Here is a 24040-nt window from a genome sequence, read left to right on the forward strand (position 1 = left end):
CAACAGCGATACGGAGAGGCCGGACGTGACTGAGCAAGCAACCAAACCGGCCTCCGACCACATCGACATTGCCGACGCCGAGCGCCGGATCAAGGCGATCCTTATCGGCTCGATCGGCAACCTCGTCGAATGGTACGACTTCTACGCCTATACGGCGTTTGCGCTCTACTTCGCCCCGGCGTTCTTCCCCGGCAATGACCCCGTCGTCCAGCAGCTGAACGTCGCCGTGGTGTTCGCGGCGACCTTCCTGATGCGCCCGCTGGGCGGCTGGCTGTTCGGCTATATCGCCGACCATTACGGCCGGCGCATCTCGCTGACGCTGTCGGTCGTCTTCATGTGCTTCGGCTCGCTGATCATCGCGCTGACGCCGACCTATGCCACGATCGGCTTTGCCGCGCCGGTGATCCTCGCGCTCGCCCGCGTCATCGAGGGCCTCAGCCTCGGGGGCGAATATGGCGCCAGCGCCACCTATTTAAGCGAAGTGGCCGATCCCAAGCACCGCGGCTTCTATTCGAGCTTTCAGTACGTCACCCTGATCGGCGGCCAGCTCACCGCCATCATCGTGCTGCTGCTCCTGCAAAAGGTCTTCCTGACGCCGGAGGAGCTGAAGGCCTGGGGCTGGCGCATCCCGTTTGCGATCGGCGCGGCGCTCGCGATCTTTGCGGCGGTGATGCGTCGCAACCTGCACGAGACCGAGGCGTTCGAGGAAGCCAAGAAGGTCGTGAAACCGACCGGCTCGATCACCAATCTGCTGCGCTATCCGCGCGAGTTGCTGCTGGTGGTTGGCCTCACGGCCGGCGGTACCGCCGCGTTCTACACCTTCACCACCTACATGCAGACGTTTGTGAAACTCTCGGTCGGGCTGACCGAGGACCAGACCACTTTCGTGATCTTCGGCACGCTGATCTTCGCGACCATCCTCCAGCCGATCTACGGCGCGATCTCCGACAAGATCGGTCGCAAGCCGCTGCTGATCTTCTTCGGTATCGCCGGCTCGCTCGCGACAGTTCCGCTGCTGATGACGCTGAAGGAGACCAAGTCGCCGTTCATGGCCTTCATCCTGATCTGCTGCGCCTGGCTGTTCGTCGCCGGCTACACCTCGATCAATGCGGTGGTGAAGGCCGAGCTGTTCCCGACCAATGTCCGCGCCCTTGGCGTCGGCCTGCCCTATGCCATCACGGTCTCGATCTTCGGCGGCACCGCGCCGGCGATCGCGCTCTATTTCAAGAGCATCGGGCACGAGGAGTGGTTCTACTACTATCTCGCCAGTGTTATCTTCCTGTCGCTGATCATCTATTCCACCATGCGCGACACCAAGCACGCCTCCGCGATGCACCGCCACGAGTAGCCCATGGCCGACGACGAGCAGCCACCCGACAGCAAGCTGACGCGCACCAAGGAGAAATGGGCGCGCGAGGGCCGCTTCCTCACCGGCAAGGTCACGCGTCCGGAGGATCAAAGGCTGCCGCCGGGCCAGCACCTGACCAAGGACTGGCCGGTGCTCGACCTCGGGGTCATGCCGCCGGTGTCGCGGGAACGCTGGCGGCTCGATGTCTATGGCGCGATCGAAAACCCCGTGTTCTGGACCTTCGCCGAGTTCGCGGCGCAGAAGCAGGTGCAGTTCACCTCGGATATCCATTGCGTCACGACCTGGTCGCGCTACGACAATCAGTGGGAAGGGCTTGCGACGCGCGAGCTGCTGGCGGCCTGCCAGCCGCGCGAGGATGCGCGCTTCGTGGTGCTGCATTCCTATGACGGCTACACCACCAACCTGGCGCTGGAAGACTTTGCCGCCGAGGACGCCCTGCTCGCCCATAGCTGGTCGGGCCAGCCGCTGACCGAAGAGCACGGCGGCCCGGTGCGGCTGGTCGTGCCGCATCTCTATTTCTGGAAGAGCGCCAAATGGCTTCAAGCCATCGAGTTCGTGACCGAGGACGCACCGGGCTTCTGGGAAGTCCGCGGCTACCATAACCGCGGCGATCCCTGGGCCGAGCAGCGCTACTCGGACGACTAAGGTTCAAACAAGAACGGGGGAAGCCCATGCCGACCGAACGCTTTCAATTCACCGGCGAAGGCGGACATCAGCTCGCGGCAGCACTGGAGCTGCCGGACGGCGAGCCCACGGCCTTCGCGCTGTTCGCGCACTGCTTCACCTGCGGCAAGGACACGCTCGCGGCCAAGCGCATCTCGGTCGCGCTCGCCGCCAGGGGCATCGCAGTGCTGCGCTTCGACTTCACCGGGCTCGGCTCCAGCGAGGGCGATTTTGCCAATTCGACCTTCTCCTCCAACGTCGCCGATCTCGTGCGGGCCGCCGACCATCTGCGCGCGACGCGCAAGGCGCCATCGATCCTGATCGGCCACAGCCTCGGCGGCGCCGCGATCCTGGCGGCAGCCGGTAGGATTCCCGAGGCGAAGGCGGTGGTCACCATTGCGGCGCCATCCGATCCCGCCCACGTCACCGGCCTGTTCAGGGAGCACATCGACAACATCCGCGCGCAAGGCGAAGTTGAGGTTTCGCTCGCGGGCCGCCCGTTCCGGATCAAGCGCGAATTCCTCGACGACGTCGCCGAGCACGAGCTGATGAAGGACATCACCGGCCTGCACAAGGCGCTCCTGATCCTGCAGTCGCCTGTCGACGACACTGTCGGCATTGACAATGCGACGAAGATTTTCGTTGCGGCGAAGCACCCCAAGAGCTTCGTCTCGCTCGACCATGCCGATCATCTGCTGAGCAAGCCGGCAGATGCGCTTTACGCGGCTGATGTGATCGCGGCCTGGGCAAGCCGCTACATCGACACCGCAAAGCCCGCGAAGGCCACGGATGCCGCGGGGGAGCCGCGCAAGGTCGTGGTGCAGGAAACCCGCAAGAGCAAGTTCAACCAGCTCATCACCGTCGGCCCGCACCATCTGGTGGCGGACGAACCGGTGACCGCCGGCGGCGAGGATGCCGGCCCCGGCCCCTATGACTTCCTTCTTGCCGGCCTAGGGGCCTGCACCTCCATGACCATGCGTCTCTATGCCGATCGCAAGTCGCTGCCGCTCGATCGCGTCACGGTCACGCTGAAGCATTCAAAAATATACGCCAAGGACTGCGCCGAGTGCGAGACGCGCGAGGGCATGCTCGACCAGATCGAGCGTGACATTGCGATCGACGGCGCGCTCGATGCCGAGCAGCGCAAGAAGCTGATGGAAATCGCCGACAAGTGCCCGGTGCACCGGACGCTGACCTCGGAGATCCGCATCGTGACGAAGGCCGTGGATTAGAAACACGCCGCCATCGTCCGCAACGCCGCGCTGATCTCGTTCTCGCGCCAGGCTGCGAAGCCGAGCAGCAAGCCATGGTCGCGCGGCTTGCCGAGCGCCAGGCTTGACAGCGCTCGCGTCACAACGCCCGCCTCGGCCAGCCGCTTCACCGCCGCCTGATCGGCACGGCCGCGCTTGAGGCGCGCGACCAGCTGGATGCCGCCCGAGGGCACTTCGGTCGTGAGCACCTCGCCGAGATGGCGCTGCAGTCCCTCGACAAGATGATCGCGGCGGGCGTGATAGAGCCGCCGCACGCGGCGCAGATGCGCCAGGAAATGCCCGTCGGCAATGAACTCGGCCAACGCCTCCTGGATGTTGCTGGACGCGATCAGCCCGATATGCCGCTGCGCGACCTCAAGCGTGCCGACCAGCGCTGGCGGCACGACGAGATAGCCGAGCCGAATATCCGATGTCATCGCCTTCGAGAATGTGCCGACATAAAATACGCGACCATGTCCGTCCAACCCCTGCAAGGCTGGCACCGGCCGGCTGTCATAGTGGAATTCGCCGTCGTAATCGTCCTCCACGATCCAGGTCTTGCCGGGCCGGCTCGACCTGAGAAATTCGGTGCGGCGCGCCAGCGACATCAGCCGTCCGGTCGGATGCTGGTGCGATGGCGTCATGAAGACGAGTTTTGGCGCGGCCGCTCCGGGCATCCGCTGCATGCCCTGCTCGTCCAGCTTCATACCCGTCACGCGCGCGCCGGAGGCGCGGAAGGCAGCTGCGGCGCCGGGATAGCCGGGATCCTCGACCCAGACCTCGTCGCCGGGCGCAATGAGCGACACCGCAATCAAGGTCAGCGCCGCCTGTGCACTTGGCAAGATCAGGATCTGGTCCGCCGTGGCACGAACGCCTCTGCTGGTCGCAAGATAATGCGCCAAAACCTCGCAGAGGCGTGTGCGGTTGACGGGACCAAGCTCGCGCCTAGCCGCGCGCACGGCACTGCGGCGCAGGCAACGCGCCCAGATCTCGTTCGGAAACTCCCTTGCATCGCCATGCCCCGGACGCAGCGGCTTGAGCGGCGCCTGATAGGACATCGGCCAGTCCGCCCGCGTGAGCTGCGAGGCCCATGGGGCGAGCCGCGGCTTTGCGGAGCGCGCGCCGGATACGGCCGCCCCCATCCCGTCACCGTTCGCGCCGCCCTCGACCGTCACCACCGGGCGACGACCATGCGATGCCGCAAGATATCCTTCGGCGGCGAGTTGCTCGAAAGCATAGGTGACGGTGTTGCGCGAGATGCCGAGGTCGCTCGCCAGCCGGCGGCTCGACGGCAGCGCACGGCCTTTGCCGAGACGGCCGGTCGCAATCAGGCTTCGGAGCTGGCTCGTCAACTGCGCCACCAGTCCGTCGTCGTCGGCCCGGTTCAGGTCGATCAGGGCGGAGATCATGCTGTCCGAAACTGGCACCTTATTACTTTCCAATCTGGCACTTTTTCTGGTGCCACTCGAAATGCTATCCGCCTGCTCGAACTGCTTCAAGGATTTTGCGATGAACTCCCTCTCCTCCCGCGCGGCCTTCGGCCTGTTCCTGATCGTTGTGCTGGCCTGGGGGGTGAACTGGTCGGTGACGAAACAGCTCGTCCAGTTCCTTCCGCCACTGTGGACGTCGGCGATCCGGAGCTGGATCGCGCTGGTTGGATTGTTCGTGATCCTCGGGTTGAGCAACAATCTGGTGATCCCCGAGCGGCGCGACTTTCCCGTGGTCCTCAGCGTCGCGCTGCTGCACATGACGATATTCTCGGTTCTGGTTGCGGCCGGCGTGCGCTTTCTGCCCGCGAGCAAGGCGATCGTGCTCGGCTACACCACACCGCTCTGGGTCGCGATTGCCGCGCCCCTGCTCGCAAAAGATACGCTCACCGCGCCAAAAGTTGCCGGCTGCCTGCTCGGACTGGCCGGCCTCGCCGTGATCCTGAACCCCACCTCGATCGACTGGACCAATGGCAACGTCGTGCTCGGTGCCGGCATGGTCATCCTCGCCGCCATCTCCTGGGCCGCGAATATCATCTATATCCGCGCGCATCGCTGGATTGCGTCTCCGCTTCAGCTGCTGATCTGGCAGGTACTCGTGGCCACGATCGTGCTGACAGTGTCTGCGCTGATCACGGAGGGTCTGCCCCACGCGGAATGGTCGCGGAAGCTCGTGCTGCTGTTCCTGTATTCCGGCCTGATCGGGACAGCGCTGGCCTATTGGGCGATGTCGATGGTCAACAAGAGCATCTCGGCCCTGACGACCTCGCTCGGCACCACCGGAACGCCACTCGTCGGCATCGCCAGTGCCGCGATCCTGCTGGGCGAGCCAATCGACATGAGCCTTGCCATCGCGGCCGGGCTGATCGTCACCGGCATCGGCCTTGCGACGCTGGGCGACCGCTTGCTGCGCAGTCAGGCCACCGCGAGCGGCTGAACACGCAAGCTGCCGCGCAGACCTGCCGTCGTGCCGAGCAGGATTCCGGCAAGCGCGACGAACGAGCCCAGCGCGAGGGTCGAGACGCCGGTGAGCCCCTGCCCGATCGAGCAACCGAACGCCATCACACCGCCGATCCCCATCAGCGCGGCGCCGCCGGCCGAACGCAGCATATGGCGCGGGGAGGAATAACCTTCGAGATGGAAACGGCCGGTGGCGAGCGCGGTGACCAGGCTGCCGGCGAAGACGCCGGCCACGGTTGCGATGCCGAAGTTCAGCGTCAGGCCGGTCGAGAGCATCGCGTATTGCAGGCTGTCGGCGATCGGCGCGACGAAGGTCAGCGAGGTCACCGGTACCGGGTTGAAATCATCGGCGCCGAGATAGCCGGTGACGAACCAGCCGCCGGCGACGAGCAGACCGACGATTATCCCCGCCGCGATCTGGCCCGGCGAACGGCGGAACGCCGGATGCGCGAACGCAAACAGGATCAAGGCAATGACGATCGCAGCCACGGCAATCGTGCGCGAAAGCCCTTCAGTGAAACCAAACGTCCCCAGCAGCGACGGCAACGAATTGGCGCCCACGGAGGTTTGCGAGGCCTGAACCAGCGCAATGCGCGCCGGCGCGATCAGGCCCTTGAGGGTCATCTGCGCGGCGATGGCGAGCACGACCACGACGACGAAGGAGCGGAGATTGCCGCGCCCCAGCAGCACCAGCGCGCGCGAGCCGCAGCCATTCGACAGCACCATGCCGTAGCCGAACAGCAGGCCGCCGAGGAACAGCACCGGCACCGAAAAGGTCGGTTGCAGGTAGATCGACTTGCCGAGGTCGACCATGCCGTTGACGGCGAGGAGTTGGCTCGCGGCGATCGCAACCGCAATCGCCAGCGCATAGGACCGCACCAGCCGCCCGTCTCCCTCCGCCAGAAAGCCGCGCATGCTGCTCATCAAGCAGAACCCGCTGAGCAGGCCGACGGTGCCGTAGACGAGACCGATGGCAAGGCCGGCGAGGATGACGATCTGGGTGGATTCCATCGGTTGTTCAGACCTCTCGCCATTCTCGGTCATTGCGAGCGCAGCGAAGCAATCCAGACTGTCTCCATGGATACATTCCTGGATTGCTTCGCTGCGCTCGCAATGACGGTGTGTTACGGCTTCAGGATCACCCTGTCGCGCGACGAGCCCGCAACAGCGGCGTAGGCTTCCCTGGCGCGTTCCAGTGGATAGATCGCACTCGCCTTGATCGGGAACGGTTTCAGGTGCCCGGTCGCAAAGCCGGGGCCGAGATCGCGCAGCACAGCACCCGTCGCCGCAGACGACAGCCCGAGCGTGTCGATGCCGACATAGGTGTGCTGCCCGCGGTAGAATTCGAGGATGTTGAACTGTACGATGCGATCGATCGCGGCGATCAGGATCTGGCGGCCGCGCAACGCGAGCGATTTGTGCGCGGCCTGGAAATAGGGATCGCCGACCGTGTTGAAGACGATGTCGGCGCCCTTGCCGCCCGTCAATTCGCGCACGCGCACCGCGACATCTGTCGCGGAGGAGTCGATCACCTCGATCGGCGCATTGCTGTGCCCCTCATAGGCCTCAGCCTTGCGCACCACGCCGATGACGTTCGCCCCCTGCCATGTCGCGATCTGCACTGCGGCCTGGCCGACCTTGCCGTTGACGCCGAACACCAGCACAGTCTCGCCGGGCTTTGGAATGCCGGCGCGGCGAAAACCTTCCATCGCGGTGACGAAGGGCACGCCGATGCCGGCGGCTTCTTCCCACGACACCGTCTTCGGCTTCTCCACCACCGCGTCGGCCTCGACGACCAGATGGCTGGCGTGTGTGCCGTCGCGGCGAATGCCGAGATCGCCGGAGGAGCCGAACACCTCGCGGCCGATCGTGCCGGCGGGACCATCGATCACCACGCCGGCATAGTCACGGCCCGGCGTGCGCGGGAAGACAGCATAGGGCATCAGCCCGGTTGCAGCTTTGACGTCCGATGGATTTACCGCCGCAGCCTTCATCTCGATCAGGAGATCGTTCGGGCCGCGCGTGAGCGTATGAGGGTCGACGACCGGGGCGATCGCAGCGGCATTCTCGGCCTTGGCATTGAGGCGGACGCAGCGCGCCTCGGCGGCTCTGGGATCGGCTGATGGCATGGAAAAGACCCGCGATTTGTCGCGGGCCTTGTCGCCTTTGGGGGCGGTCGAGTCAACCGCCTCCCCTCATCCTGAGGAGCCTGCGAAGCAGGCGTCTCGAAGGATGAAGGCCCCGCTGCCAGAGCCGGGCCTGCATGGTTCGAGACGGCGCTACGCGCCTCCTCACCATGAGGGGTGAGACCTAATCCTTGGGCCGCTTGTCGTAGAGCCGCCTGGCCTTGCCGAGCGAGCGCTCCAGCGTGGCGGGCGCGACCACCCGCACGTTGGAGCTGATGCCGATCGTGTTCTTGATGTGGGTCGAGATACGGTCGGCGTGATCGACCAGACCCCGGCCGTCCCAACTCTCAGGCCGCGCTTCCGCGATGATGGTCAGCTCGTCCATGCGGCCCTCGCGGGTCAACTCCAGGATGAAATGCCCGCCGCACCAGTCGGTCGCGAGCAGCACCTCCTCGATCTGGGTCGGGAACAGGTTGACGCCGCGCAGGATGATCATGTCATCCGAACGACCCGTCACCTTCTCCATCCGCCGCATCCCCGGCCGCGCCGTGCCCGGCAGCAGCCGCGTCAGGTCGCGGGTGCGATAGCGGATCACCGGGAACGCTTCCTTGGTAAGCGAGGTGAAGACGAGTTCGCCCTTCTCGCCATCAGGCAGTACCGCGCCGGTCTCGGGGTCGATCACTTCGGGGTAGAAATGGTCCTCCCAGATGTGCAGGCCATCCTTGGTTTCGATACACTCCTGCGCGACGCCGGGGCCGATCACCTCGGACAGGCCATAGATGTCGGTCGCGTCCATGTCGAAGGCGTCCTCGATCTCGCCGCGCATCGCATTGGTCCATGGCTCGGCCCCGAAGATGCCGACCTTGAGCGAGCATTGGCGCGGATCGAGTTTCTGACGCTTGAACTCGTCGAGGATCGCCAGCATGTAGCTCGGCGTCACCGTGATGATGTCGGGCCTGAAGTCGTTGATGAGCTGCACCTGCCGCTCGGTCATGCCGCCGGAGACCGGCACCACCGTGCAGCCGAGCTTTTCGGCGCCGTAGTGCACGCCCAGCCCGCCGGTGAAGAGGCCATAACCATAGGCATTGTGGATGATCATGCCGGTGCGGCCGCCGGCGGCGCGGATCGAGCGCGCCATCACCTCCGACCAGGTGTCGATGTCGCGCTGGGTATAGCCGACCACGATCGGCTTGCCCGTCGTGCCCGAGGAGGCATGCACGCGCACCAACTTTTCGCGGGGCACGGCGAACATGTTGAAGGGATAATTGTCGCGCAGATCCGTCTTCACCGTGAACGGAAATTTTGCGAGATCCGCGAGCTCGCGAAAATCAGATGGATGCGCGCCGGCCTTGTCGAAAGCAATGCGATAATGCGCAACGTTGTCGTAGGCGTGCTTCAGCGACCAGGCCAGCCGCTGCGTCTGCAACGCCATGATCTCGTCACGCGACGCGCGCTCGTGCGCGTCCATCTCGGCGCTATAGGCGTTGCCACCTGCCTTGAGCCTCGTCAGAGCCATCCTCGTTTCCCCACATTGGTTCGTTCTTTTCTTATTGGTCTTGTGCCGGCAGCCAGGTGCCGGGAATGACACGCGAATGCCCGCGGAATTCGGCGATGACGGTATCGCCCGCGGTCACGCGCACGTCATAGATTCCGGAGCGGCCGCCGCGGGTGACCTCCCGCGCTTTCGCGACGAGACGGTCGCCGAGCTTGCCGGGCTTGATGAAGGTAATCTGGCCCTGCGCCGCCACCACGCGCTCGTTATGCGAGTTGCAGGCGAACGCGAAGGCGGAATCGGCCAGCGTGAAGATGAAGCCGCCATGGGCGATGCGCTGGCCGTTGACCATGTCCGGCCGCACCGTCATGGCCAGCGTCGCAAAGCCCGGGCCAATCTCGACGATCTCCATGCCAAGACCCTTGGAGGCATCATCCTCCGCCCACATCGCATCGGCGCAGGCACGCGCGACATCTTCGGGCGACAGGGTGGTTTTGACGTTCACGCGCTTCTCCCGGCCGGATGTTTACCCACGATGCTCTGCTGCCTGGCCATGACTGTCAAACGTGATCGTAGTCGACCACGACACGCTCCGACGATGGTTTTGCCTGACAGGTGAGAACAAACCCGGCCTTCAGCTCCCATGGCTCCAGCGAATAGTTGATGTCCATCGGCGCCTCGCCCTCGACCAGTTTTGCCCGGCAGGTCGAGCACATGCCGCCCTTGCAGGCGAAGGGAAGATCGACGCCGGCGCGCAGCGCAGCATCGAGAATCGCCTCGTCCTCGGCAACCGGCACGTCGCGGCGCTTGCCGTCGATGATCAAGGACGCGATCGCCTTCGGCGGCGCGTCGGGCGCAACGACCTTTTTCGGCCGCGGCTTGCCGCCGAACTCGGAGACAAAGCGCTCGACATGGATCCGCTCCTCCGCGATGCCGAGATCGCGGCAGGTCGCCTCGATGTCCTCGCTCATCCCGAGGGGGCCGCAGATGAAGACATGATCGACGTGTGCCGCCGGCACCAGCGAGCGCAGCAGCACCCTCACCTTGTCGCCGTCGAGCCGGCCATGCAGGATCGGGATGTCCTGCTCCTCGCCGGAGATGACGTGGAAGATCGAAAAGCGATCGATGAAGCGGTCCTTCAGCTCCTCCAGCGCTTCGAGGAACATGATATTGTCGGTGGCGCGGTTGCCGTAGAACAGGAAGAAGCGGCTGTCCGGCTCGCGCGCCAGCACGCCCTTTACGATCGACAGGATCGGCGTGATGCCGGAACCTGCGGCAAAGCCGACATGAGTCTGCGCGCTATCTGCCGGCGAGACCACACCAAAACGCCCCGTCGGCGTCATCACGTCGAGCTCGTCGCCGCATTTCAGCTCATCCGCCGCCCAGCTTGAAAATGCACCGCCGTCGACCTTCTTCACCGCGATGCGGATCTCGCCGTCGTCGGGGCCGGAGCAGATCGAGTAAGAGCGGCGCACCTCCTCGCCGTCCAGCATGGTGCGGAGTGTGAGGTATTGGCCGGGCGTGAAAGCGTAGTCGCCTACGAGATCGCGGGGAATCGTGAAGGTCATCGAGACCGCGTCGGATGCCTCGCGGCGGAGGTCGTTGACGGCCAAGCGGTGAAAGCGCGGCGCTGCTGCGGACATCATGGACCCTAAGTTTGAACAACGGCCGTCATTGCGAGGAGCGAAGCGACGAAGCAATCCAGACTGTCTCCGCGGAGGGATGCTGGATTGCCTCGCTTCGCTCGCAATGAAGATGGAGTTGGCATGGTGCGTCTCTCAATGACACTTGAAATAATCAAAAGGTTCGCGGCAGGCCTTGCAGCGCCAGAGCGCCTTGCAGGAAGTCGAGCCGAATTCGGAGAGCAGCTCGGTATCTTTCGAACCGCATTGTGGGCATGCGACGGCCTGCTCGCCGAACAGCGCGCGGCGCGAGTTCGAAGCCTGCGGCGGCGCGATGCCGTAGTCACGCAGCTTGCTGCGGCCCTCCTCGCTCATCCAGTCCGTGGTCCAGGCCGGCGACAGCACGGTACGTACCTTCGGCTGGCGGAAGCCGGCACGCTCCAGCGCAACCTCGATTTCGAGCGCGATCATGTTCATCGCCGGGCAACCCGAATAAGTCGGCGTGATCGCGACCTCGACACGATCGCCGTCGAGAACGACATCGCGGAGTACGCCGAGATCGGCGATGGTCAGCACCGGGATTTCGGGATCGACCACGCTCGCGGCCGCATCCCAGGCGCGCCGGCGCAGATCGCTGTCGCGGTCCAGCACCGTCACCATGTCTGCCCCGGAAACGTGCGCTGCATCGATTGCAGCTCGGACAGGAGATGGCCGAGATGCTCGCTGTGCCGGCCCACGCGGCCACCCTGCTGCATCCAGTCGTTTTGCGGCAGCGCAAGTGTCGCTTCGCCGGCGACATCCGAGAGCGTCGTCAGCCAGCGACCGCGCAAGGTTCCGGGATCTACGGCGATACCGGCATGGATCAGGGCGCGCTCCGCCTCATCTACGGCAAACATCTCGCCGGTGAAGGCCCAGAGATGATCGATCGCGGCTTGCGCACGGGCGTGGCTCTCGTCCGTGCCATCGCCAAGCCGGATGATCCATTCCGAGGCGTGGCGCAGATGATAGGCGCTCTCCTTCTCCGACTTGGCGGCAATGGCCGCCAGCGTCGTGTCACGCGAGGCCATCATGGCGCGCCAGTAGAGATCGGCGAATGCCGAATAGAAGAACTGCCGCACCAGCGTCTGCGCGAAGTCGCCATTCGGCTGCTCGACCAGCAGCAGATTGCGGTATTGCCTGACGTCGCGCAAATAAGCGAGCTTGTCCTCGTCATTGTCCTTGCCTTCGGCCTTGGCGGCATAGGTATAGAGCTCGCGCGCCTGGCCGATGAGGTCGAGCGCGATGTTGGAGAGCGCCATGTCCTCCTCCAGCATCGGCGCATGCCCGCACCATTCGGACAGGCGGTGGCCGAGGATCAGCGCATCGTCGGCACGGCGCAGCGCGTAAAGCACCAGCGGCGTTTCGGAGACCTGGATGTTAGCGACCGGCATCTGCCCTATCCATCTTGCCACTTGTTCCGACCTCATCCTGAGGAGGCGCGAAGCGCCGTCTCGAAGGATGGGCCGAGAGTTCGACTGCGAGTCACGGGCCTTCATGGTTCGAGACGCCGCTTCGCGGCTCCTCACCATGAGGGGAGAGAGTGTTACATGTGCCCCACTTCCTCAGGCACCTCATAGAACGTCGGATGCCGGTAGATCTTCGACTCCGCTGGCTCGAACATCATGCCTTTCTCGGCGGGATCGCTCGCGGTGATCGCGGTCGACGGGACGACCCAGATCGAAAGACCCTCGCCGCGGCGGGTGTAGATGTCGCGCGCGGCTTGCAGCGCCATGGTGGCATCGCTCGCATGCAGCGATCCCACATGCTTGTGCGCGAGCCCGTTGCGGCTGCGAATGAAGACTTCCCACAGCGGCGTGTTCGGCGTGGCCATCTCGATCTCCCTATTCCGCGGCTTGCGCGGTCTGACGCTGCGCGCGCTTGGCGGCATAGCTGGCTGCCGCCTCGCGCACCCAGGCGCCCTCCTCGTGCGCCTTGCGGCGCGCGGCCACGCGGTCGCGATTGCAGGGGCCGTTGCCGGCAAGCACCTGCTTGAATTCGGTCCAGTCGATCTCGCTGTAGCGCCAGTGCCCGTCGGCGTCCTGCGTCATGCCGGGATCGGGAATGGTGAGGCCGAGATATTGCGCCTGCGGCACCGTGGCATCGACGAATTTCTGGCGCAGCTCGTCATTGGAGAAACGCTTGATCTTCCACTTCGTCGAGGTGTCGCTGTGCTGGCTCGTGGCATCGGGCGGCCCGAACATCATCAGCACCGGCCACCACCAGCGGTTCAGCGCGTCCTGTGCCATCGCCTTCTGCTCGTCCGAGCCGCGGCACAGCGTCAGCATGATCTCGTAGCCCTGGCGCTGGTGGAACGATTCCTCCTTGCAGACGCGGATCATCGCGCGCGCATAGGGGCCATAGGAGCAGCGGCACAGCGGGATCTGGTTCATGATCGCGGCGCCGTCGACCAGCCAGCCGATCGTGCCGATGTCGGCCCAGGTCAGCGTCGGATAGTTGAAGATCGAGGAATACTTGGCCTTCCCCGCCAGCATCGCGTCGACCAGCTCTTCCCGCGACGTGCCGAGTGTCTCGGCGGCGGCATAAAGGTAGAGCCCGTGTCCGCACTCGTCCTGCACCTTGGCCAGCAGCGCGACCTTGCGGCGCAAGGTCGGCGCGCGCGTGATCCAGTTGCCTTCGGGCAGCATGCCGACGATTTCGGAATGGGCGTGCTGGGAGATCTGGCGGGTGAGCGTTTTGCGATAGGCCGACGGCATCCAGTCGTTCGGCTCGATGCGCTCCTCGGCATCGATCCGGGCCTGGAACTGCGCAGCTCTGCCTGCGTCCTCCAGACCGCGATCATCGGTCTCGGCCGTGTTCAGCGCCTGGGTATACATGCGCATCCTCCCGTTTTATTGGGGGACAATATATAACAGAAATTACTTCATGCAAGATAATTCTGTAACATGTATATCAGGCCTCGAACCTCCTCTCCAGGAGTTTTCGCGCCGGCGGCAGCGGCCCCTTTTCATTGGTTCCATGGCCATCAAGCCATTGCTCGGACAAGGCAAGCAGCGCGCGGTAGATCTCGCCGCAGAGGTCGCGGGCCGCCCTGCCCGGCCAATCCGCCGGCAACAGGCTTTGGGGCAGCAGCGGGTCGCGCAGCACGACGCGGCGATAGTGGTGGATCATCAGGATGCGCGCGGTGAACGCGTCGGCCTCGGACAAATCCGTACCGCGCGCGATCGCTGCGCGGAGCGGCTCGAACGTCTTCATGAATTTCAGATACGCATCGGCGGTGCGGTCCAGCGGCCAGCTCGCACTGAGCAGGCGGCGGCCGCTGTCATCCTCGGCCGAGACTTCGAGACGGATCGCTCCCGCCGCCTCGTCCGGCACCGGCACGCCCGACGGCGCGACCCAGACGCCCGGCAGCGGACTGCCGAAGCCGGCATTGCGCAGCGCTTCGCGCGAGGCGTCGCGATCCCAGCCATTGCCGATCAGCAGCAGCTCGAAGCGCCCGGTCCAATCCGACGGTGGCGGATCGTAGATGTGGCGCGTGGCGGCTTCGAAAGTCTGACTTCCCTTGTCGGCCAGCCGATAGAAGCTGTTCCGGCCAACCTTCTCGCGCGTCAGCCAGCCGTCGGCGGCAAGGCGCGACATCGCGGTACGGACGACGCCGCTGTCGATATCCAGGCTCTCGAAGAATTCCAGCAGCGTGCCCAGCCACACCGAGCCGCCACGCGGCACGATGGCATCGCCGAACACGGTGATGACGATGGAGCCGGTGCGCGACGGTTCGCGCTTGAGCTGGTCGATGATGCGTGAGAGCGGATGCGCCATGCGCGAGGCATAGCGCGTTTGGTGCGGCTGCGACAATGGACGGGAACGACGCCTCTTCTCCTTCTCCCCGCTTGCGGGGAGAAGGTCGGGATGAGGGGGAGTCTCCGCAGGCTCGGTGAGAATGGGACTCGCGGAGAGCCCCCCTCCCCCGCCACGCCCGGACGATGCTTCGCATCGCTCGGCGCGTGTCGGCCTCTCCCCACAGGCGGGGAGAGGCGAAAAAGGAATCACCGATGCGGATCGGGATAGGCAAGGCTGCGCCAGCCGCTGCGGTCGAACGGCTTCCACTGGCCTTCCTTCTGCGAAAGCCGGTCGGCGACCGCGTAAACCGCGGCGGGGTGGTGGCCCATGCCGCAATGGCTGCTGTCGATCTCGATGCTCTCGGTCTGCGCGCCGCTCTTCTCCATGCAGCCCTGCCAGGCGCAGACACCGTCGGTGCGGCTGAAGATGGCGGTGGTCGGCACCGGCGGCGGAACGGCGAGATCGCCGCCAAAGCGCGGATCGACCTGATCGGCCTTCTGCCCGCTCGCCCATTCATAGACGCGCCAGGCATTGGTCGAACGGGGATCGCCGGCGAAGGGGCTGCCGAGCGTGATCACCTGACGTACGCGCTCGGGCATCATCTTGGCGAGCTGGCGCGCATAGAGGCCGCCGAGGCTCCAGCCCACCAGGCTGATCTTGCGGCCGTGCTTGTCGCTGAGCTCCTCGACCAGATCGACCATCGCATGCTGCACGCCCTCACGCAGGCCATAGTTGCGGCCCTGGCGCCAGCCACTCGCCGCATAGCCCTTTCCGGTCAGAAACGTGCGCAGCGCGCGTGTGGACGCGTCTGAGGCCACAAGACCGGGCAGCACCAGCACCGGGTGCCCATCGCCACGCGGTGCGAGGCTCAGCAGCGGCAGCGCGCCGAGGAATGCGCCGAACTCGTGGATCGCGCGCCCTTCCAAAAACATCAGGGTACGGGACGGCGGACGCAGCGTCTGGGCAGTAGCGGTCATCAATGTTGTCCCTTGGGAGAGCGCCGGCCGCGATGCCGGCAAATGGGCATGAATTCCAATACGCCGGCTTCTCAAACGTTCCGCAGCGCAACATGAATCAGCTAGGCGGCCGGTTCCCGACATTCAAGCCGGACAGACGCGGGGCCACAATAGGCCTCCGCGTTAATGCTAACGGCCGTGACGCAAAAGTCACAACAATCGGAACAGGGATTCTACGGAGTAGAGCGCAAGACCTGCGAGCCCGCCGATCAGCGAACCATTGAAACGGATGTATTGCAGGTCGCGGCCGATATTGATTTCGATCAGCGAAATCAGCTGAGCCATATCCCACGCCTTGACCTGATCGGAGATGAATGTCGAGACGCCGCTCTTCTGGTCGGCGACGAAGCTGCGCAACACTGTCACCAGACCCTTGTTGATCTCGCCGCGCAGCTCCGCATCGCCCGCGAGCGCTTCACCCGCGGCGACGCACATGCCGGCGAGATGATGCTGAAGCACCTGCGTTTCACCGCTCGCGCTGCGCTCGATGAAGGAGCGCGTATTGGCCCAGACGGTGCGGGCGAGATCGGCAAGTTCGGGCCGCGCCAGGAGATCGCGCTTCAAGCCGTCGATACGATCGATATAGGCCTGGTCGGTGCCGAGCCGGTCGACGAAGCTGAGCACCATGCGATCGAACTCGCCGCGGAACGGATGCTTGGGATCGCTGCGCACCTCGTTGAAGAAGGCGGTGGCGGAGGCCACGATCTTGTTCACCAGAAACTTGTCGGCCCGATAGAGCCTGAGCAGGGTCGGCAGCTCCGCGCGCACCTTCTCGCGGATCATCGCCATCGTCTCGGTCTGGTTCAGCGTCTCGTGCATGATACGCAGGAGATCGTCGAACAGGATCTGGTGCCGTCCCTCCGCCACGAAGCCGCGCAGCGTGCCGGCCGCGAGCGGCGCAAGATCGATCGCCTGGAGCTGCGATGACATGCGGCGGACGATGAAGGTCATCAGGCCCGACGTCTCGGTTGCGGAAACAGCCTCCGGCAAAAGGCGCAGTGCGAAGCGCGCAAGGTCGTCGCTGCGCTTGCGGTCGCGCAGCCAGTCGGCGACGAAGGAGCCGAAATCGATCTCCTTCAGCTTGGCCTCGACGGGACCCGCCTCGAGGAAATGCACCTGGATGAACTCGCCGAGCTTGTCGGCGATGCGGGCCTGGTTGCTCTGGATGATCGCGGTATGCGGGATCGGCAGGCCGAGCGGCCGCTTGAACAGCGCGACCACGGCATACCAATCGGCGAGCCCGCCGATGGTCGCGGCCTCCGCGAAGGCAGCGATGAAGCCGAACACGGGATGCACGGGGAGAAGCCATTTCGCGACGACGAACAGACCAAGCGTCGAGGCCAGCACCAGCGTTGCCAGCGCCTTGACGCGGCGCAGCTCGGCCGCGCGTTCGGCATCGCCGGGGCTGTCGAAAGAGAAGCTGGTAGATGAATCCATGACTGCATCACAGTACTCCGTCATTGCGAGCGAAGCGAAGCAATCCAGAGTCTTTCCACGGAGAGACTCTGGATTGCTTCGTCGCAAGGGCTCCTCGCGATGACGGCCGCGACGGCGGCGCAAAAACAAAAGGCCCGCCGAAGCGGGCCTCAAATTCAGTTTATCTATTCAGGACGCCGGATCAGGCGGTCTTGGTGTAGACCTTGGCAAAGTTGTCCTGAGCGGACTTCGCACCGTTGGCGGCGAGCTTGCCGAAATAGTCGGTGGTCGCCTTGGCGCGCGAGACGAAGGCTTCGCCGCGGGCGCGGAGCAGGCTCGACTGGATCTCGACGGCTTCGCTGAACGACTTGGCCGACGCCAGCTTGTCGATGCCCGAGAAGAACGCCTCGGCGTCTTCGTAGATCGCCTGCTGGATGTTGCGGCTGATCTTGCCGGCTTCGGTGACGGACTCGGTCACCGCGTTCTCGACGGCGGCGGTCACGCGCTCGGAGCCAGCGAACACCTCGGCCGCACGGTCCTTGGCGGTGTTGGCGGACTTCTTGACGAACTCGCGGGCAGCCTCGGGAACTTCCAGGTTCTGGATGTTCTTGAATGCGTCCTTGAAGCCTTCGAAAGCGGTGTTGGTTTCGGTGGTCATGGGGTTCTCTCCATCCTCATTGGGTTGAGCTATGGGCTCACCCCGTCCTCGTTGGCCCGGGGCACGACCTATATGGCATAGTTAATTGTGCGATGCAATATTCATATTGCGCTGCGATATCACGAAAACGTGAACAGCCTTAATGGGAGGCAGTCTGCTGCCTTCCTGACCCGCCTCCTACTGTGCATGGGGTTGAATTCAACTTTTTTGCTGCCAGGCCCTGCCCTAGTGCTGGACGGCCCCCGGGAGCCCATAGGCCTCCATCTGGGCCTGCACCTGCGCGATGTTGTGCCCGAGCACGACGATGTCGTGGGTCTTGCCCTCGACGTCCCGGACATGGTCCCGCAGCAGCGCCTCGGCCTTGAAGCCGAGGCTCTCGAACAGGGCGATCGCCGCCTGCTGGTCGACCGTCATCTGGACCGACAGCTTTTCCAGGCCGGCGCCGAGTGCGAGGGCAAAGGTCTCCTGCGACAGCGCCCGCCCTACCCCCTTCCCGCGCACGTCGAGCGAGACCACCATGCGGATTTCGCCGACATGGGGCGACCAGGAATGGGGGTCGCGCACCAGCGTGCCGCAGCCGACGACCTTGCCGCCGCTGACCGCGAGCAGGCTGGTGATCGCGCCGCGCTCGATCTCCTTGACCCAGGCGGAGAGCACCTTCGGCTCGCTGATGTTGCGCGGCAGGAACAACAGATCATGGCTCGGCAGGCCCTTGCCGAAGGCCAGCACCGCGGCTTCGTCCGCGGGCGACATCAGGCGTATCTCGATATCGCCGGCGTCGGTCTTGATGTGACGCGGATAGGAACGCTGCTCGCTCATGTCGATCTCTTCCCCAGCCAGGAGTCCAGTTTCGGCCACAGCCGCTTCACCGCGTTGGCGCCGGCGACCAGCGAGACGTGACCGCCTTTCAGCATCACCTCTTCCTTGTCTTCCGATCCAATCTTCGCGATCAGGTGCTTGGCGGCATCATACGGCACGATGTGATCGTGCTCGGCGACGGCATGCAGGAACGGCACCTTGATGTCTTCGAGCTTCGCCGCACGGCCGCCGACCGACATGGTGTCGTTGTAGAGCTTGTTGTCCCACATCAGGTCCTTGGTGATGGTGCGGAAATATTCGCCCGCGAGCGGCAGCGTGTCGGTCGCCCAGCGGTCGAACATCCGGTACGATTTCACGAACTCGTCGTTCCAGATGTTTTCCCAGAGCTGGATCTGGCTCACCGTGCGCGAGGCCGGGCGCAGCATCTCGAACGACGACAGGATCATCTCCGGCGGCACGTTGCCGACGCTGTCGACCAGGCGGTCGACGTCGAAATAGCGGCGGTCGGAGAAATTCGAGAACAGCTTCATCTCGCGGAAGTCGATCGGCGTGGTGAAGCAGATCAGGTTCTTCATCGGCCCGTCCTTGTGGATCGAGCCGTAGAGCAGCGACAGCACGCCGCCGAAGCAATAGCCGATCACGGAGACGTCCTGCTCGCCGGAATCGGCTTGCACCCGGCGCACGCAATCCGGAATGAAGTCGAGGACATAGTCCTCCATCCGCAGGCTCTTCTCCTCCGGACGCGGCGCGCTCCAGTCGAGCATGTAGACGTCGTAGCCGCGCCTTAGCAGAAACTCGATAAAGCTCTGGCCGGGCACGAGGTCGAGGATGTAGCCGCGGTTGGTGGTCGCCATCACGATCAGCACCGGCACGCGGTAGATCTCGTCCGACATCGGCCGGTAGTGATAGAGGCTCATCGTGCCGCGCGAATGCAGCACGTCCTTCGGCGTCGAGCCGAGCGTGGGTCCGGAGGTCGAGAAATATTCGACGCCCTTGATGCTGCGCTGGATGGCGCGCTGCACCTCGGACTGGATGCGATCCGGGATGGATGCGAAATCAAGTCCGGTGGTTGCGTTCATGTTTGTCCTCCGTTCTCGGAGGGCGGACGCTTGGTCCGCGGCGGTTTCGGCGCCCCGTCGAAGCCTTGCGATATCCCGGAACTCGCCGCGATCTGGCTCAGCATCGACTTCAGCTCGCCGATCTGCGCTTCGATCGACTGCAGCCGCTCCGCAAGACCCGTGACCTGCTCCCGGCTCGGCAGGTTCATCGAGACAAGGTATTTCTCCATCAGCTCGCCGAGCTGCTTCTGAGCACCTGCAGCAACTCCGCCCGCACGGTTCACGACTTGCGAAAACTCGGGCGACGACATGGCCTGGTTGGCGAAGGCGTTGAACCCCTTCTCCATCTCCCCCATCATCTTCTGCCACATGGCGACCGGGTCGTTGGTCTTGTCGGTCATCGGCGTCCTCCTGGTGTCGAGAGCTGCGATGCCCTTCTTTTTTCACCATACCACACCGTTGCGGGGGAGCGGTCAACCGGCAGGTCGCCCGGTGCGGCGCACACGGCTTCTTTGCGACGTGAAACCATGCGATACAGCATTGGTCAGCAGGAGGGACCCGTGACCGCTCATCAGCCGCCCCAGACCGTCCGCGCCAACGGCATCGACATCTGCTACGAGATTTTCGGCAACGACAATGCCGAGCCCTTGCTGCTGATCATGGGGCTCGGAGCGCAGATGATCCACTGGGATGATGCATTCTGCGAGCAGCTCGCGGTGCACGGCTTTCGCGTGATCCGCTTCGACAATCGCGACATCGGCAAATCGAGCCATCTCACCGGCGGCAAACGGCTGACGCCGCTCGAGCTCTTGAAGCTGCGCTTCCTCAGGATTCCCGTGGCGGCGACCTACAAGCTGATCGACATGGCCAAAGACACGGTCGGCCTGATGGATGCGCTCGGCATCAAGTCCGCGCATCTCGTCGGCGCCTCCATGGGCGGCATGATCGCGCAGGAGGTGACGCTGTCGTTTCCAGATCGCGTGCGCTCGCTGACCTCGATCATGTCGACCACAGGCAATCCGCGCGTGCCGCCGCCGTCACGCGAAGCCGCAGCCATGCTGATGGCGCCGCCACCGCGCAGCAAGGAGGAATTCATCGTCCGCTACGGCCAGACCTGGAAGGTGCTGCGCGCCGGGTCGTTTCCGGAGGAAGAAGCGCTCGATCCGGATCGCGCCGAGCGCGTCTTCGCGCGCGGGCTCAATCCCGCCGGCGTCGGCCGCCAGCTGCGCGCCGTGCTTGCCTCCGGCAGCCGCAAGCAGCGGCTGCACAGCGTGAAGACGCCGACGCTCGTCATCCACGGCACCGTCGATCCGCTGGTCCGCCCCGAAGGCGGCAAGGACACGGCGGCATCGATCCCAGGAGCCAAGCTGTTGATGATCGAGGGCATGGGCCACGCCCTGCCGATGCGATTCTGGCCTGACATCATCCGCGCCATCGACAAGCACGCGCATGGCGCGGCGGCGCGGGCCGCTTAGACCAAGCAAGTCTCTTCACGGTGACCTTGTGAGCTTCCGGTTACTCTCTTAACGCAAGCCGGCGCGAAAGCTATACCGGCCTCCCTCACTCGCAAGCCAGAGGCCATCGGCCTCGCGGAGCTCACATGCATCTCATCGTCCGGTCCGTCGCTATGATTGCGGCTTCCATTCTCATGCTGTCCTTCGTCAGCGGCGCCGCGGTCGCCGGCAGCGCGCAGGAAGAAGCCAACCGCACCGCCGTGCTCGCATTCTACGAGAAGGGCCTCAATCAGAAGGACGCCGATGCGGCCCTCGCCTATGTCGGTAACCGTTATGTCCAGCACAATCCCAATGCCGCGGATGGCCCCGACGGCTTTCGCAAGTTCATCGGTTTTCTTCGTGAAAAGTTTCCGAACTCGCGCAGCGAGATCAAGCGCTCGTTCGTGGACGGTGACTTTGTGATTCTGCACGTTCACGCGGTTCGCGAGCCCGGTACCAAGGGCAACGCGATCGTCGATATCTTCAAGCTGGAAAACGGCAAGATCGTCGAGCACTGGGACGTCGTGCAGCCGATCCCGGAAAGCCCGGCGAACAACAACACGATGTTCTAACGCGTAGGGTGGGCAAAGGCGCGCTCTTCGCGCGCCGTGCCCACCATCAATCCGCAAGATCGATGGAAATGGTGGGCACGCTTCGCTTTGCCCACCCTACAATTCCAACATCAAGGACTCGCAACCCGGATCAAACGCAGCGCAAAAGAAACACTTAGCCCTTCTTCGCCATCCAGATCACGTGACGCGCACCGCCGCCTCTTCCGGTGGCGCGGACGGCGACTTCGTTGACGTCGAAGCCGGCGCGCTTGAGGCGCTTGGTGAATGCGGGGTTGGGTCCGGACGACCAGACCGCCAGCACGCCGCCCGGCCGCAGTGCCGTCTTCGCCGCCGTCAGCCCGCTTGCACTGTAGAGCGCGTCGTTGCCTTTCCGGGTCAGGCCCTCCGGCCCGTTGTCGACGTCGAGCAGAATGGCGTCGAAGGCCGCGCTCTTCGCCCGGATGACTTCGCCGACGTCGACCTCGCGGATTTTTACCCTGACATCATCGAGACTGTCGCCGAAGACCTCCGCCATCGGACCTCGCGCCCAGGCGACAACCGCCGGCACGAGCTCGGAGACCACGATCTTCGCCTTAGCTCCAAGCACCGTGAGCGCCGCACGCAGCGTAAAGCCCATGCCGAGGCCGCCGATGAGAACGACGGGTTTTGCGACTTTCTCGATCTGCTTGGCCGCCAGCGTCGCGAGTGCGGCTTCCGAACCCGACAGGCGGTTGTTCATCAGCTCGTTGGTACCGAGCTTGATGGAAAACTCCTTGCCCCGCCGCATCAGGCGGAGCTCCTCGTCGGAGCCGGGGATTTTGGCGGTGTCGAGTTTTTCCCAGGGAATCATGCGGAAGCTTTAGCACGATTTGCTTCGTAGCCCGGATGGAGCGAAGCGCAATCCGGGAAACGCTCTCCTGAGGAAAGACCGCCCCGGATTTCGCTGCGCTCCATCCGGGCTACGGGAGCATGCCGTGGCTACCCGCCCGCCCAGACGTCCAGCACATAGCGATTCTTCGCGCCCATCTCCTCGATCCAGCGCGCAGCCGCGGCGGCATCGCTGCCGCTCTTCTCGCGATGAATCGCAACCAGCGCCGCCTTCACGTCGGGCTCCATCTTGCCGCCATCGCCACAGACATAGATGATCGCGCCCTGCTCGATCAGCGGCCAGACCTTGTCCTTCTGCGCGGCCAGCACGTGCTGCACATAGGTCTTCGGCCCGTCCGCGCGCGAGAACGCGGTGAAGAGCTCGGCGATGCCGCTTGCCGCCAGCGCCTTCAGCTCGTCTGCGTAGAGGAAATCCTGGTCGGGATGGCGGCAGCCGAAGAACAGCATCGCCGGGCCGAGCGTGGCGCCTTTCGCCTTGCGCGCAGCGCGCTCCTGGAGGAAGCCGCGGAACGGCGCGAGGCCGGTGCCCGGGCCGATCATGATGATCGGCACGGACGGATCATCCGGCAGACGGAAGCCGGCCTTGGTCTCGCGCACGGTGGCGTAGATCGCATCGCCCGCGCGCCGGTTGGCGAGATAGTTCGAGCAGATGCCCTTGTAGGTGCCCCGTCCCGAAGCGGCCGGCCCCTCGACCACGCCGACCGTGACGCTGCATCGCGCCGGATCCACCGACGGCGAAGACGAGATCGAGTAATAGCGCGGCGCCAGCAGGGAGAGCATTTCCAGATAGACATGGAACGGCAGTTCGCAGGCCGGGTATTCGAGCAGCAGGTCAAACACCGACTTGCGCCGAGCCAGGATCTCGGTGCGGTAGCGCTCGAGCGGCTCCGCCTCCTCGCCGACGAAGGCCAGCAGCTTCGGCTTGGTGACCGGGCAGCGAGTGTGCTCGGCCATGATCTGGATCTGCTTGCGGGTCGCGACCTGCTGCAACTCGACGAACTCGCTGAGCAGGCGTCCCACCGACACGGCATTGCCGACCGGCAATTGCGCACGGCGGCCTTCGGCGACCTGAAGCCTGATCTGGTCGGCCGGCAGGAAACCGAAACGGCGGGCAACCGAGTCCACCAGCGTTGGATCATTGCGGGGGACGACGCTCAAATGGTCGCCAACGCGATAGCTGACGTTGGCCGGCAGCTGCACCTCGATATGGCGCGTCGAGCGCTCCGACGGATTGGGCCCGTTCTTGTGCTGAAGCTCGTCATTGACCACCACCTTCATCGCCACCGCGCCGCCCTGGGCAACGATGGTGTTGACGGCGGTCACCGCCACAGGCTC

General features: G+C 64.6%; 24 protein-coding genes and 1 pseudogene. 6 read left to right on the plus strand and 19 right to left on the minus strand.

Annotated features, from left to right (window positions below; genetic code table 11):
- Nucleotides 1-25: 25 nt before the first annotated feature.
- The 3 genes from PMI42_RS17805 to PMI42_RS17815 are packed head-to-tail and all read left to right on the plus strand — an operon-like array spanning nucleotide 26 to nucleotide 3264.
- On the plus strand, nucleotides 26-1348 hold the full coding sequence (locus PMI42_RS17805) for an MFS transporter (protein ID WP_008136575.1): 1323 nt from the start codon (nucleotides 26-28) through the stop codon (nucleotides 1346-1348).
- Nucleotides 1349-1351: 3 nt separating this feature from the next.
- Entirely contained in the window at nucleotides 1352-2014 is a 663-nt protein-coding gene (locus tag PMI42_RS17810; protein WP_008136576.1) for a sulfite oxidase-like oxidoreductase, read from the plus strand.
- A gap of 26 nt (nucleotides 2015-2040) precedes the next feature.
- Nucleotides 2041-3264 carry a bifunctional alpha/beta hydrolase/OsmC family protein gene (locus PMI42_RS17815; RefSeq protein ID WP_008136577.1) on the plus strand — a complete coding sequence of 408 codons (1224 nt, stop codon included), beginning with the start codon at nucleotides 2041-2043 and terminating at the stop codon, nucleotides 3262-3264.
- On the opposite strand, the gene pdxR is transcribed toward PMI42_RS17815, so the two are convergent.
- The gene (gene pdxR, locus PMI42_RS17820) at nucleotides 3261-4691 is read right to left on the minus strand and encodes a MocR-like pyridoxine biosynthesis transcription factor PdxR (RefSeq protein WP_008136578.1); all 1431 of its coding nucleotides are present in this window, start codon (nucleotides 4689-4691) and stop codon (nucleotides 3261-3263) included. The genes PMI42_RS17815 and pdxR overlap by 4 nt on opposite strands.
- 100 nt (nucleotides 4692-4791) lie before the next feature.
- Here pdxR and PMI42_RS17825 point away from each other — a divergent pair, with 100 nt between their 5' ends.
- Entirely contained in the window at nucleotides 4792-5706 is a 915-nt protein-coding gene (locus tag PMI42_RS17825; RefSeq protein ID WP_008136581.1) for a DMT family transporter, read from the plus strand.
- Here the strand turns inward: PMI42_RS17825 and PMI42_RS17830 are convergent.
- The 16 genes from PMI42_RS17830 to PMI42_RS17905 all read right to left on the minus strand — a co-directional run bounded on the left by PMI42_RS17830 (nucleotide 5685) and on the right by PMI42_RS17905 (nucleotide 20174).
- A complete protein-coding gene (locus tag PMI42_RS17830; protein ID WP_008136582.1) occupies nucleotides 5685-6740 on the minus strand; it encodes a YeeE/YedE family protein in 1056 nt (351 codons plus the stop codon). The two genes, PMI42_RS17825 and PMI42_RS17830, sit on opposite strands and share 22 nt — an antisense overlap.
- A 113-nt stretch (nucleotides 6741-6853) precedes the next feature.
- The gene (locus tag PMI42_RS17835) at nucleotides 6854-7858 is read right to left on the minus strand and encodes a quinone oxidoreductase family protein (RefSeq protein ID WP_008136583.1); all 1005 of its coding nucleotides are present in this window, start codon (nucleotides 7856-7858) and stop codon (nucleotides 6854-6856) included.
- A gap of 181 nt (nucleotides 7859-8039) precedes the next feature.
- Nucleotides 8040-9371, minus strand: coding sequence for a phenylacetate--CoA ligase PaaK (gene paaK, locus PMI42_RS17840; protein ID WP_008136584.1), 1332 nt, complete (start codon nucleotides 9369-9371; stop codon nucleotides 8040-8042).
- 31 nt (nucleotides 9372-9402) lie between these two features.
- Nucleotides 9403-9852 carry a hydroxyphenylacetyl-CoA thioesterase PaaI gene (gene paaI / locus PMI42_RS17845; protein ID WP_008136586.1) on the minus strand — a complete coding sequence of 150 codons (450 nt, stop codon included), beginning with the start codon at nucleotides 9850-9852 and terminating at the stop codon, nucleotides 9403-9405.
- 55 nt (nucleotides 9853-9907) lie between these two features.
- Nucleotides 9908-10990, minus strand: a complete 1083-nt coding sequence (gene paaE / locus PMI42_RS17850) for a 1,2-phenylacetyl-CoA epoxidase subunit PaaE (protein WP_008136588.1) — start codon at nucleotides 10988-10990, stop codon at nucleotides 9908-9910.
- Nucleotides 10991-11125: 135 nt separating this feature from the next.
- On the minus strand, nucleotides 11126-11629 hold the full coding sequence (gene paaD / locus PMI42_RS17855) for a 1,2-phenylacetyl-CoA epoxidase subunit PaaD (RefSeq protein WP_008136589.1): 504 nt from the start codon (nucleotides 11627-11629) through the stop codon (nucleotides 11126-11128).
- Nucleotides 11623-12399, minus strand: coding sequence for a 1,2-phenylacetyl-CoA epoxidase subunit PaaC (gene paaC, locus PMI42_RS17860; protein WP_008136590.1), 777 nt, complete (start codon nucleotides 12397-12399; stop codon nucleotides 11623-11625). The genes paaD and paaC overlap by 7 nt, the downstream gene beginning before the upstream one ends.
- A 152-nt stretch (nucleotides 12400-12551) precedes the next feature.
- Nucleotides 12552-12839: a 1,2-phenylacetyl-CoA epoxidase subunit PaaB gene (paaB, locus tag PMI42_RS17865; RefSeq protein ID WP_008136594.1), complete on the minus strand. Its 288-nt coding sequence runs from the start codon at nucleotides 12837-12839 to the stop codon at nucleotides 12552-12554.
- A gap of 10 nt (nucleotides 12840-12849) precedes the next feature.
- Entirely contained in the window at nucleotides 12850-13842 is a 993-nt protein-coding gene (gene paaA / locus PMI42_RS17870; protein ID WP_008136595.1) for a 1,2-phenylacetyl-CoA epoxidase subunit PaaA, read from the minus strand.
- Nucleotides 13843-13918: 76 nt separating this feature from the next.
- Complete coding sequence (gene paaX, locus PMI42_RS17875; protein ID WP_008136596.1) at nucleotides 13919-14785, minus strand: phenylacetic acid degradation operon negative regulatory protein PaaX; 867 nt, start codon at nucleotides 14783-14785, stop codon at nucleotides 13919-13921.
- A gap of 227 nt (nucleotides 14786-15012) precedes the next feature.
- Nucleotides 15013-15783 (minus strand): alpha/beta fold hydrolase, encoded by a 771-nt coding sequence (locus PMI42_RS17880; RefSeq protein ID WP_008136598.1) that lies wholly within the window; start codon nucleotides 15781-15783, stop codon nucleotides 15013-15015.
- A 189-nt stretch (nucleotides 15784-15972) separates the two neighbouring features.
- Nucleotides 15973-17259 (minus strand): DUF445 domain-containing protein, encoded by a 1287-nt coding sequence (locus PMI42_RS17885; protein ID WP_008136601.1) that lies wholly within the window; start codon nucleotides 17257-17259, stop codon nucleotides 15973-15975.
- Between the two features lie 181 nt (nucleotides 17260-17440).
- Nucleotides 17441-17896: a phasin gene (locus PMI42_RS17890; protein ID WP_008136602.1), complete on the minus strand. Its 456-nt coding sequence runs from the start codon at nucleotides 17894-17896 to the stop codon at nucleotides 17441-17443.
- Nucleotides 17897-18121: 225 nt separating this feature from the next.
- Nucleotides 18122-18715 carry a GNAT family N-acetyltransferase gene (locus tag PMI42_RS17895; protein WP_008136605.1) on the minus strand — a complete coding sequence of 198 codons (594 nt, stop codon included), beginning with the start codon at nucleotides 18713-18715 and terminating at the stop codon, nucleotides 18122-18124.
- Entirely contained in the window at nucleotides 18712-19794 is a 1083-nt protein-coding gene (locus PMI42_RS17900; protein ID WP_008136607.1) for a PHA/PHB synthase family protein, read from the minus strand. Before PMI42_RS17900 ends, PMI42_RS17895 begins: the two co-directional genes overlap by 4 nt.
- Nucleotides 19791-20174: a hypothetical protein gene (locus tag PMI42_RS17905; protein ID WP_008136609.1), complete on the minus strand. Its 384-nt coding sequence runs from the start codon at nucleotides 20172-20174 to the stop codon at nucleotides 19791-19793. Before PMI42_RS17905 ends, PMI42_RS17900 begins: the two co-directional genes overlap by 4 nt.
- Before the next feature lie 159 nt (nucleotides 20175-20333).
- Here PMI42_RS17905 and PMI42_RS17910 point away from each other — a divergent pair, with 159 nt between their 5' ends.
- Together PMI42_RS17910 and PMI42_RS17915 are read left to right on the plus strand one after the other, a co-directional pair.
- Nucleotides 20334-21248: an alpha/beta fold hydrolase gene (locus PMI42_RS17910; RefSeq protein ID WP_008136610.1), complete on the plus strand. Its 915-nt coding sequence runs from the start codon at nucleotides 20334-20336 to the stop codon at nucleotides 21246-21248.
- A 125-nt stretch (nucleotides 21249-21373) separates the two neighbouring features.
- A complete protein-coding gene (locus tag PMI42_RS17915) occupies nucleotides 21374-21838 on the plus strand; it encodes a nuclear transport factor 2 family protein (RefSeq protein ID WP_008136612.1) in 465 nt (154 codons plus the stop codon).
- A gap of 154 nt (nucleotides 21839-21992) precedes the next feature.
- Here PMI42_RS17915 and PMI42_RS17920 read toward each other — a convergent pair whose 3' ends face one another.
- Together PMI42_RS17920 and PMI42_RS17925 are read right to left on the minus strand one after the other, a co-directional pair.
- Nucleotides 21993-22667 carry a spermidine synthase gene (locus PMI42_RS17920; RefSeq protein ID WP_008136614.1) on the minus strand — a complete coding sequence of 225 codons (675 nt, stop codon included), beginning with the start codon at nucleotides 22665-22667 and terminating at the stop codon, nucleotides 21993-21995.
- A gap of 128 nt (nucleotides 22668-22795) precedes the next feature.
- Nucleotides 22796-24040 (minus strand): annotated as a pseudogene (locus PMI42_RS17925) (NADPH--cytochrome reductase); the annotation flags it as partial.

The organism is Bradyrhizobium sp. YR681 (assembly GCF_000282615.1).
Classification (GTDB): Bacteria; Pseudomonadota; Alphaproteobacteria; order Rhizobiales; family Xanthobacteraceae; genus Bradyrhizobium.

Bases quoted from the DNA above. Each gene is read 5' to 3' on its own strand.
- PMI42_RS17810 (WP_008136576.1), top strand. From the start codon at position 1,352: ATGGCCGACGACGAGCAGCCACCCGACAGCAAGCTGACGCGCACCAAG.
- PMI42_RS17815 (WP_008136577.1), top strand. From the start codon at position 2,041: ATGCCGACCGAACGCTTTCAATTCACCGGCGAAGGCGGACATCAGCTC.
- pdxR (WP_008136578.1), bottom strand. From the start codon at position 4,691: ATGATCTCCGCCCTGATCGACCTGAACCGGGCCGACGACGACGGACTG.
- PMI42_RS17825 (WP_008136581.1), top strand. From the start codon at position 4,792: ATGAACTCCCTCTCCTCCCGCGCGGCCTTCGGCCTGTTCCTGATCGTT.
- PMI42_RS17830 (WP_008136582.1), bottom strand. From the start codon at position 6,740: ATGGAATCCACCCAGATCGTCATCCTCGCCGGCCTTGCCATCGGTCTC.
- PMI42_RS17835 (WP_008136583.1), bottom strand. From the start codon at position 7,858: ATGCCATCAGCCGATCCCAGAGCCGCCGAGGCGCGCTGCGTCCGCCTC.
- paaK (WP_008136584.1), bottom strand. From the start codon at position 9,371: ATGGCTCTGACGAGGCTCAAGGCAGGTGGCAACGCCTATAGCGCCGAG.
- paaE (WP_008136588.1), bottom strand. From the start codon at position 10,990: ATGTCCGCAGCAGCGCCGCGCTTTCACCGCTTGGCCGTCAACGACCTC.
- paaD (WP_008136589.1), bottom strand. From the start codon at position 11,629: ATGGTGACGGTGCTGGACCGCGACAGCGATCTGCGCCGGCGCGCCTGG.
- paaC (WP_008136590.1), bottom strand. From the start codon at position 12,399: ATGCCGGTCGCTAACATCCAGGTCTCCGAAACGCCGCTGGTGCTTTAC.
- paaB (WP_008136594.1), bottom strand. From the start codon at position 12,839: ATGGCCACGCCGAACACGCCGCTGTGGGAAGTCTTCATTCGCAGCCGC.
- paaA (WP_008136595.1), bottom strand. From the start codon at position 13,842: ATGTATACCCAGGCGCTGAACACGGCCGAGACCGATGATCGCGGTCTG.
- paaX (WP_008136596.1), bottom strand. From the start codon at position 14,785: ATGGCGCATCCGCTCTCACGCATCATCGACCAGCTCAAGCGCGAACCG.
- PMI42_RS17880 (WP_008136598.1), bottom strand. From the start codon at position 15,783: ATGACCGCTACTGCCCAGACGCTGCGTCCGCCGTCCCGTACCCTGATG.
- PMI42_RS17885 (WP_008136601.1), bottom strand. From the start codon at position 17,259: ATGGATTCATCTACCAGCTTCTCTTTCGACAGCCCCGGCGATGCCGAA.
- PMI42_RS17890 (WP_008136602.1), bottom strand. From the start codon at position 17,896: ATGACCACCGAAACCAACACCGCTTTCGAAGGCTTCAAGGACGCATTC.
- PMI42_RS17895 (WP_008136605.1), bottom strand. From the start codon at position 18,715: ATGAGCGAGCAGCGTTCCTATCCGCGTCACATCAAGACCGACGCCGGC.
- PMI42_RS17900 (WP_008136607.1), bottom strand. From the start codon at position 19,794: ATGAACGCAACCACCGGACTTGATTTCGCATCCATCCCGGATCGCATC.
- PMI42_RS17905 (WP_008136609.1), bottom strand. From the start codon at position 20,174: ATGACCGACAAGACCAACGACCCGGTCGCCATGTGGCAGAAGATGATG.
- PMI42_RS17915 (WP_008136612.1), top strand. From the start codon at position 21,374: ATGCATCTCATCGTCCGGTCCGTCGCTATGATTGCGGCTTCCATTCTC.
- PMI42_RS17920 (WP_008136614.1), bottom strand. From the start codon at position 22,667: ATGATTCCCTGGGAAAAACTCGACACCGCCAAAATCCCCGGCTCCGAC.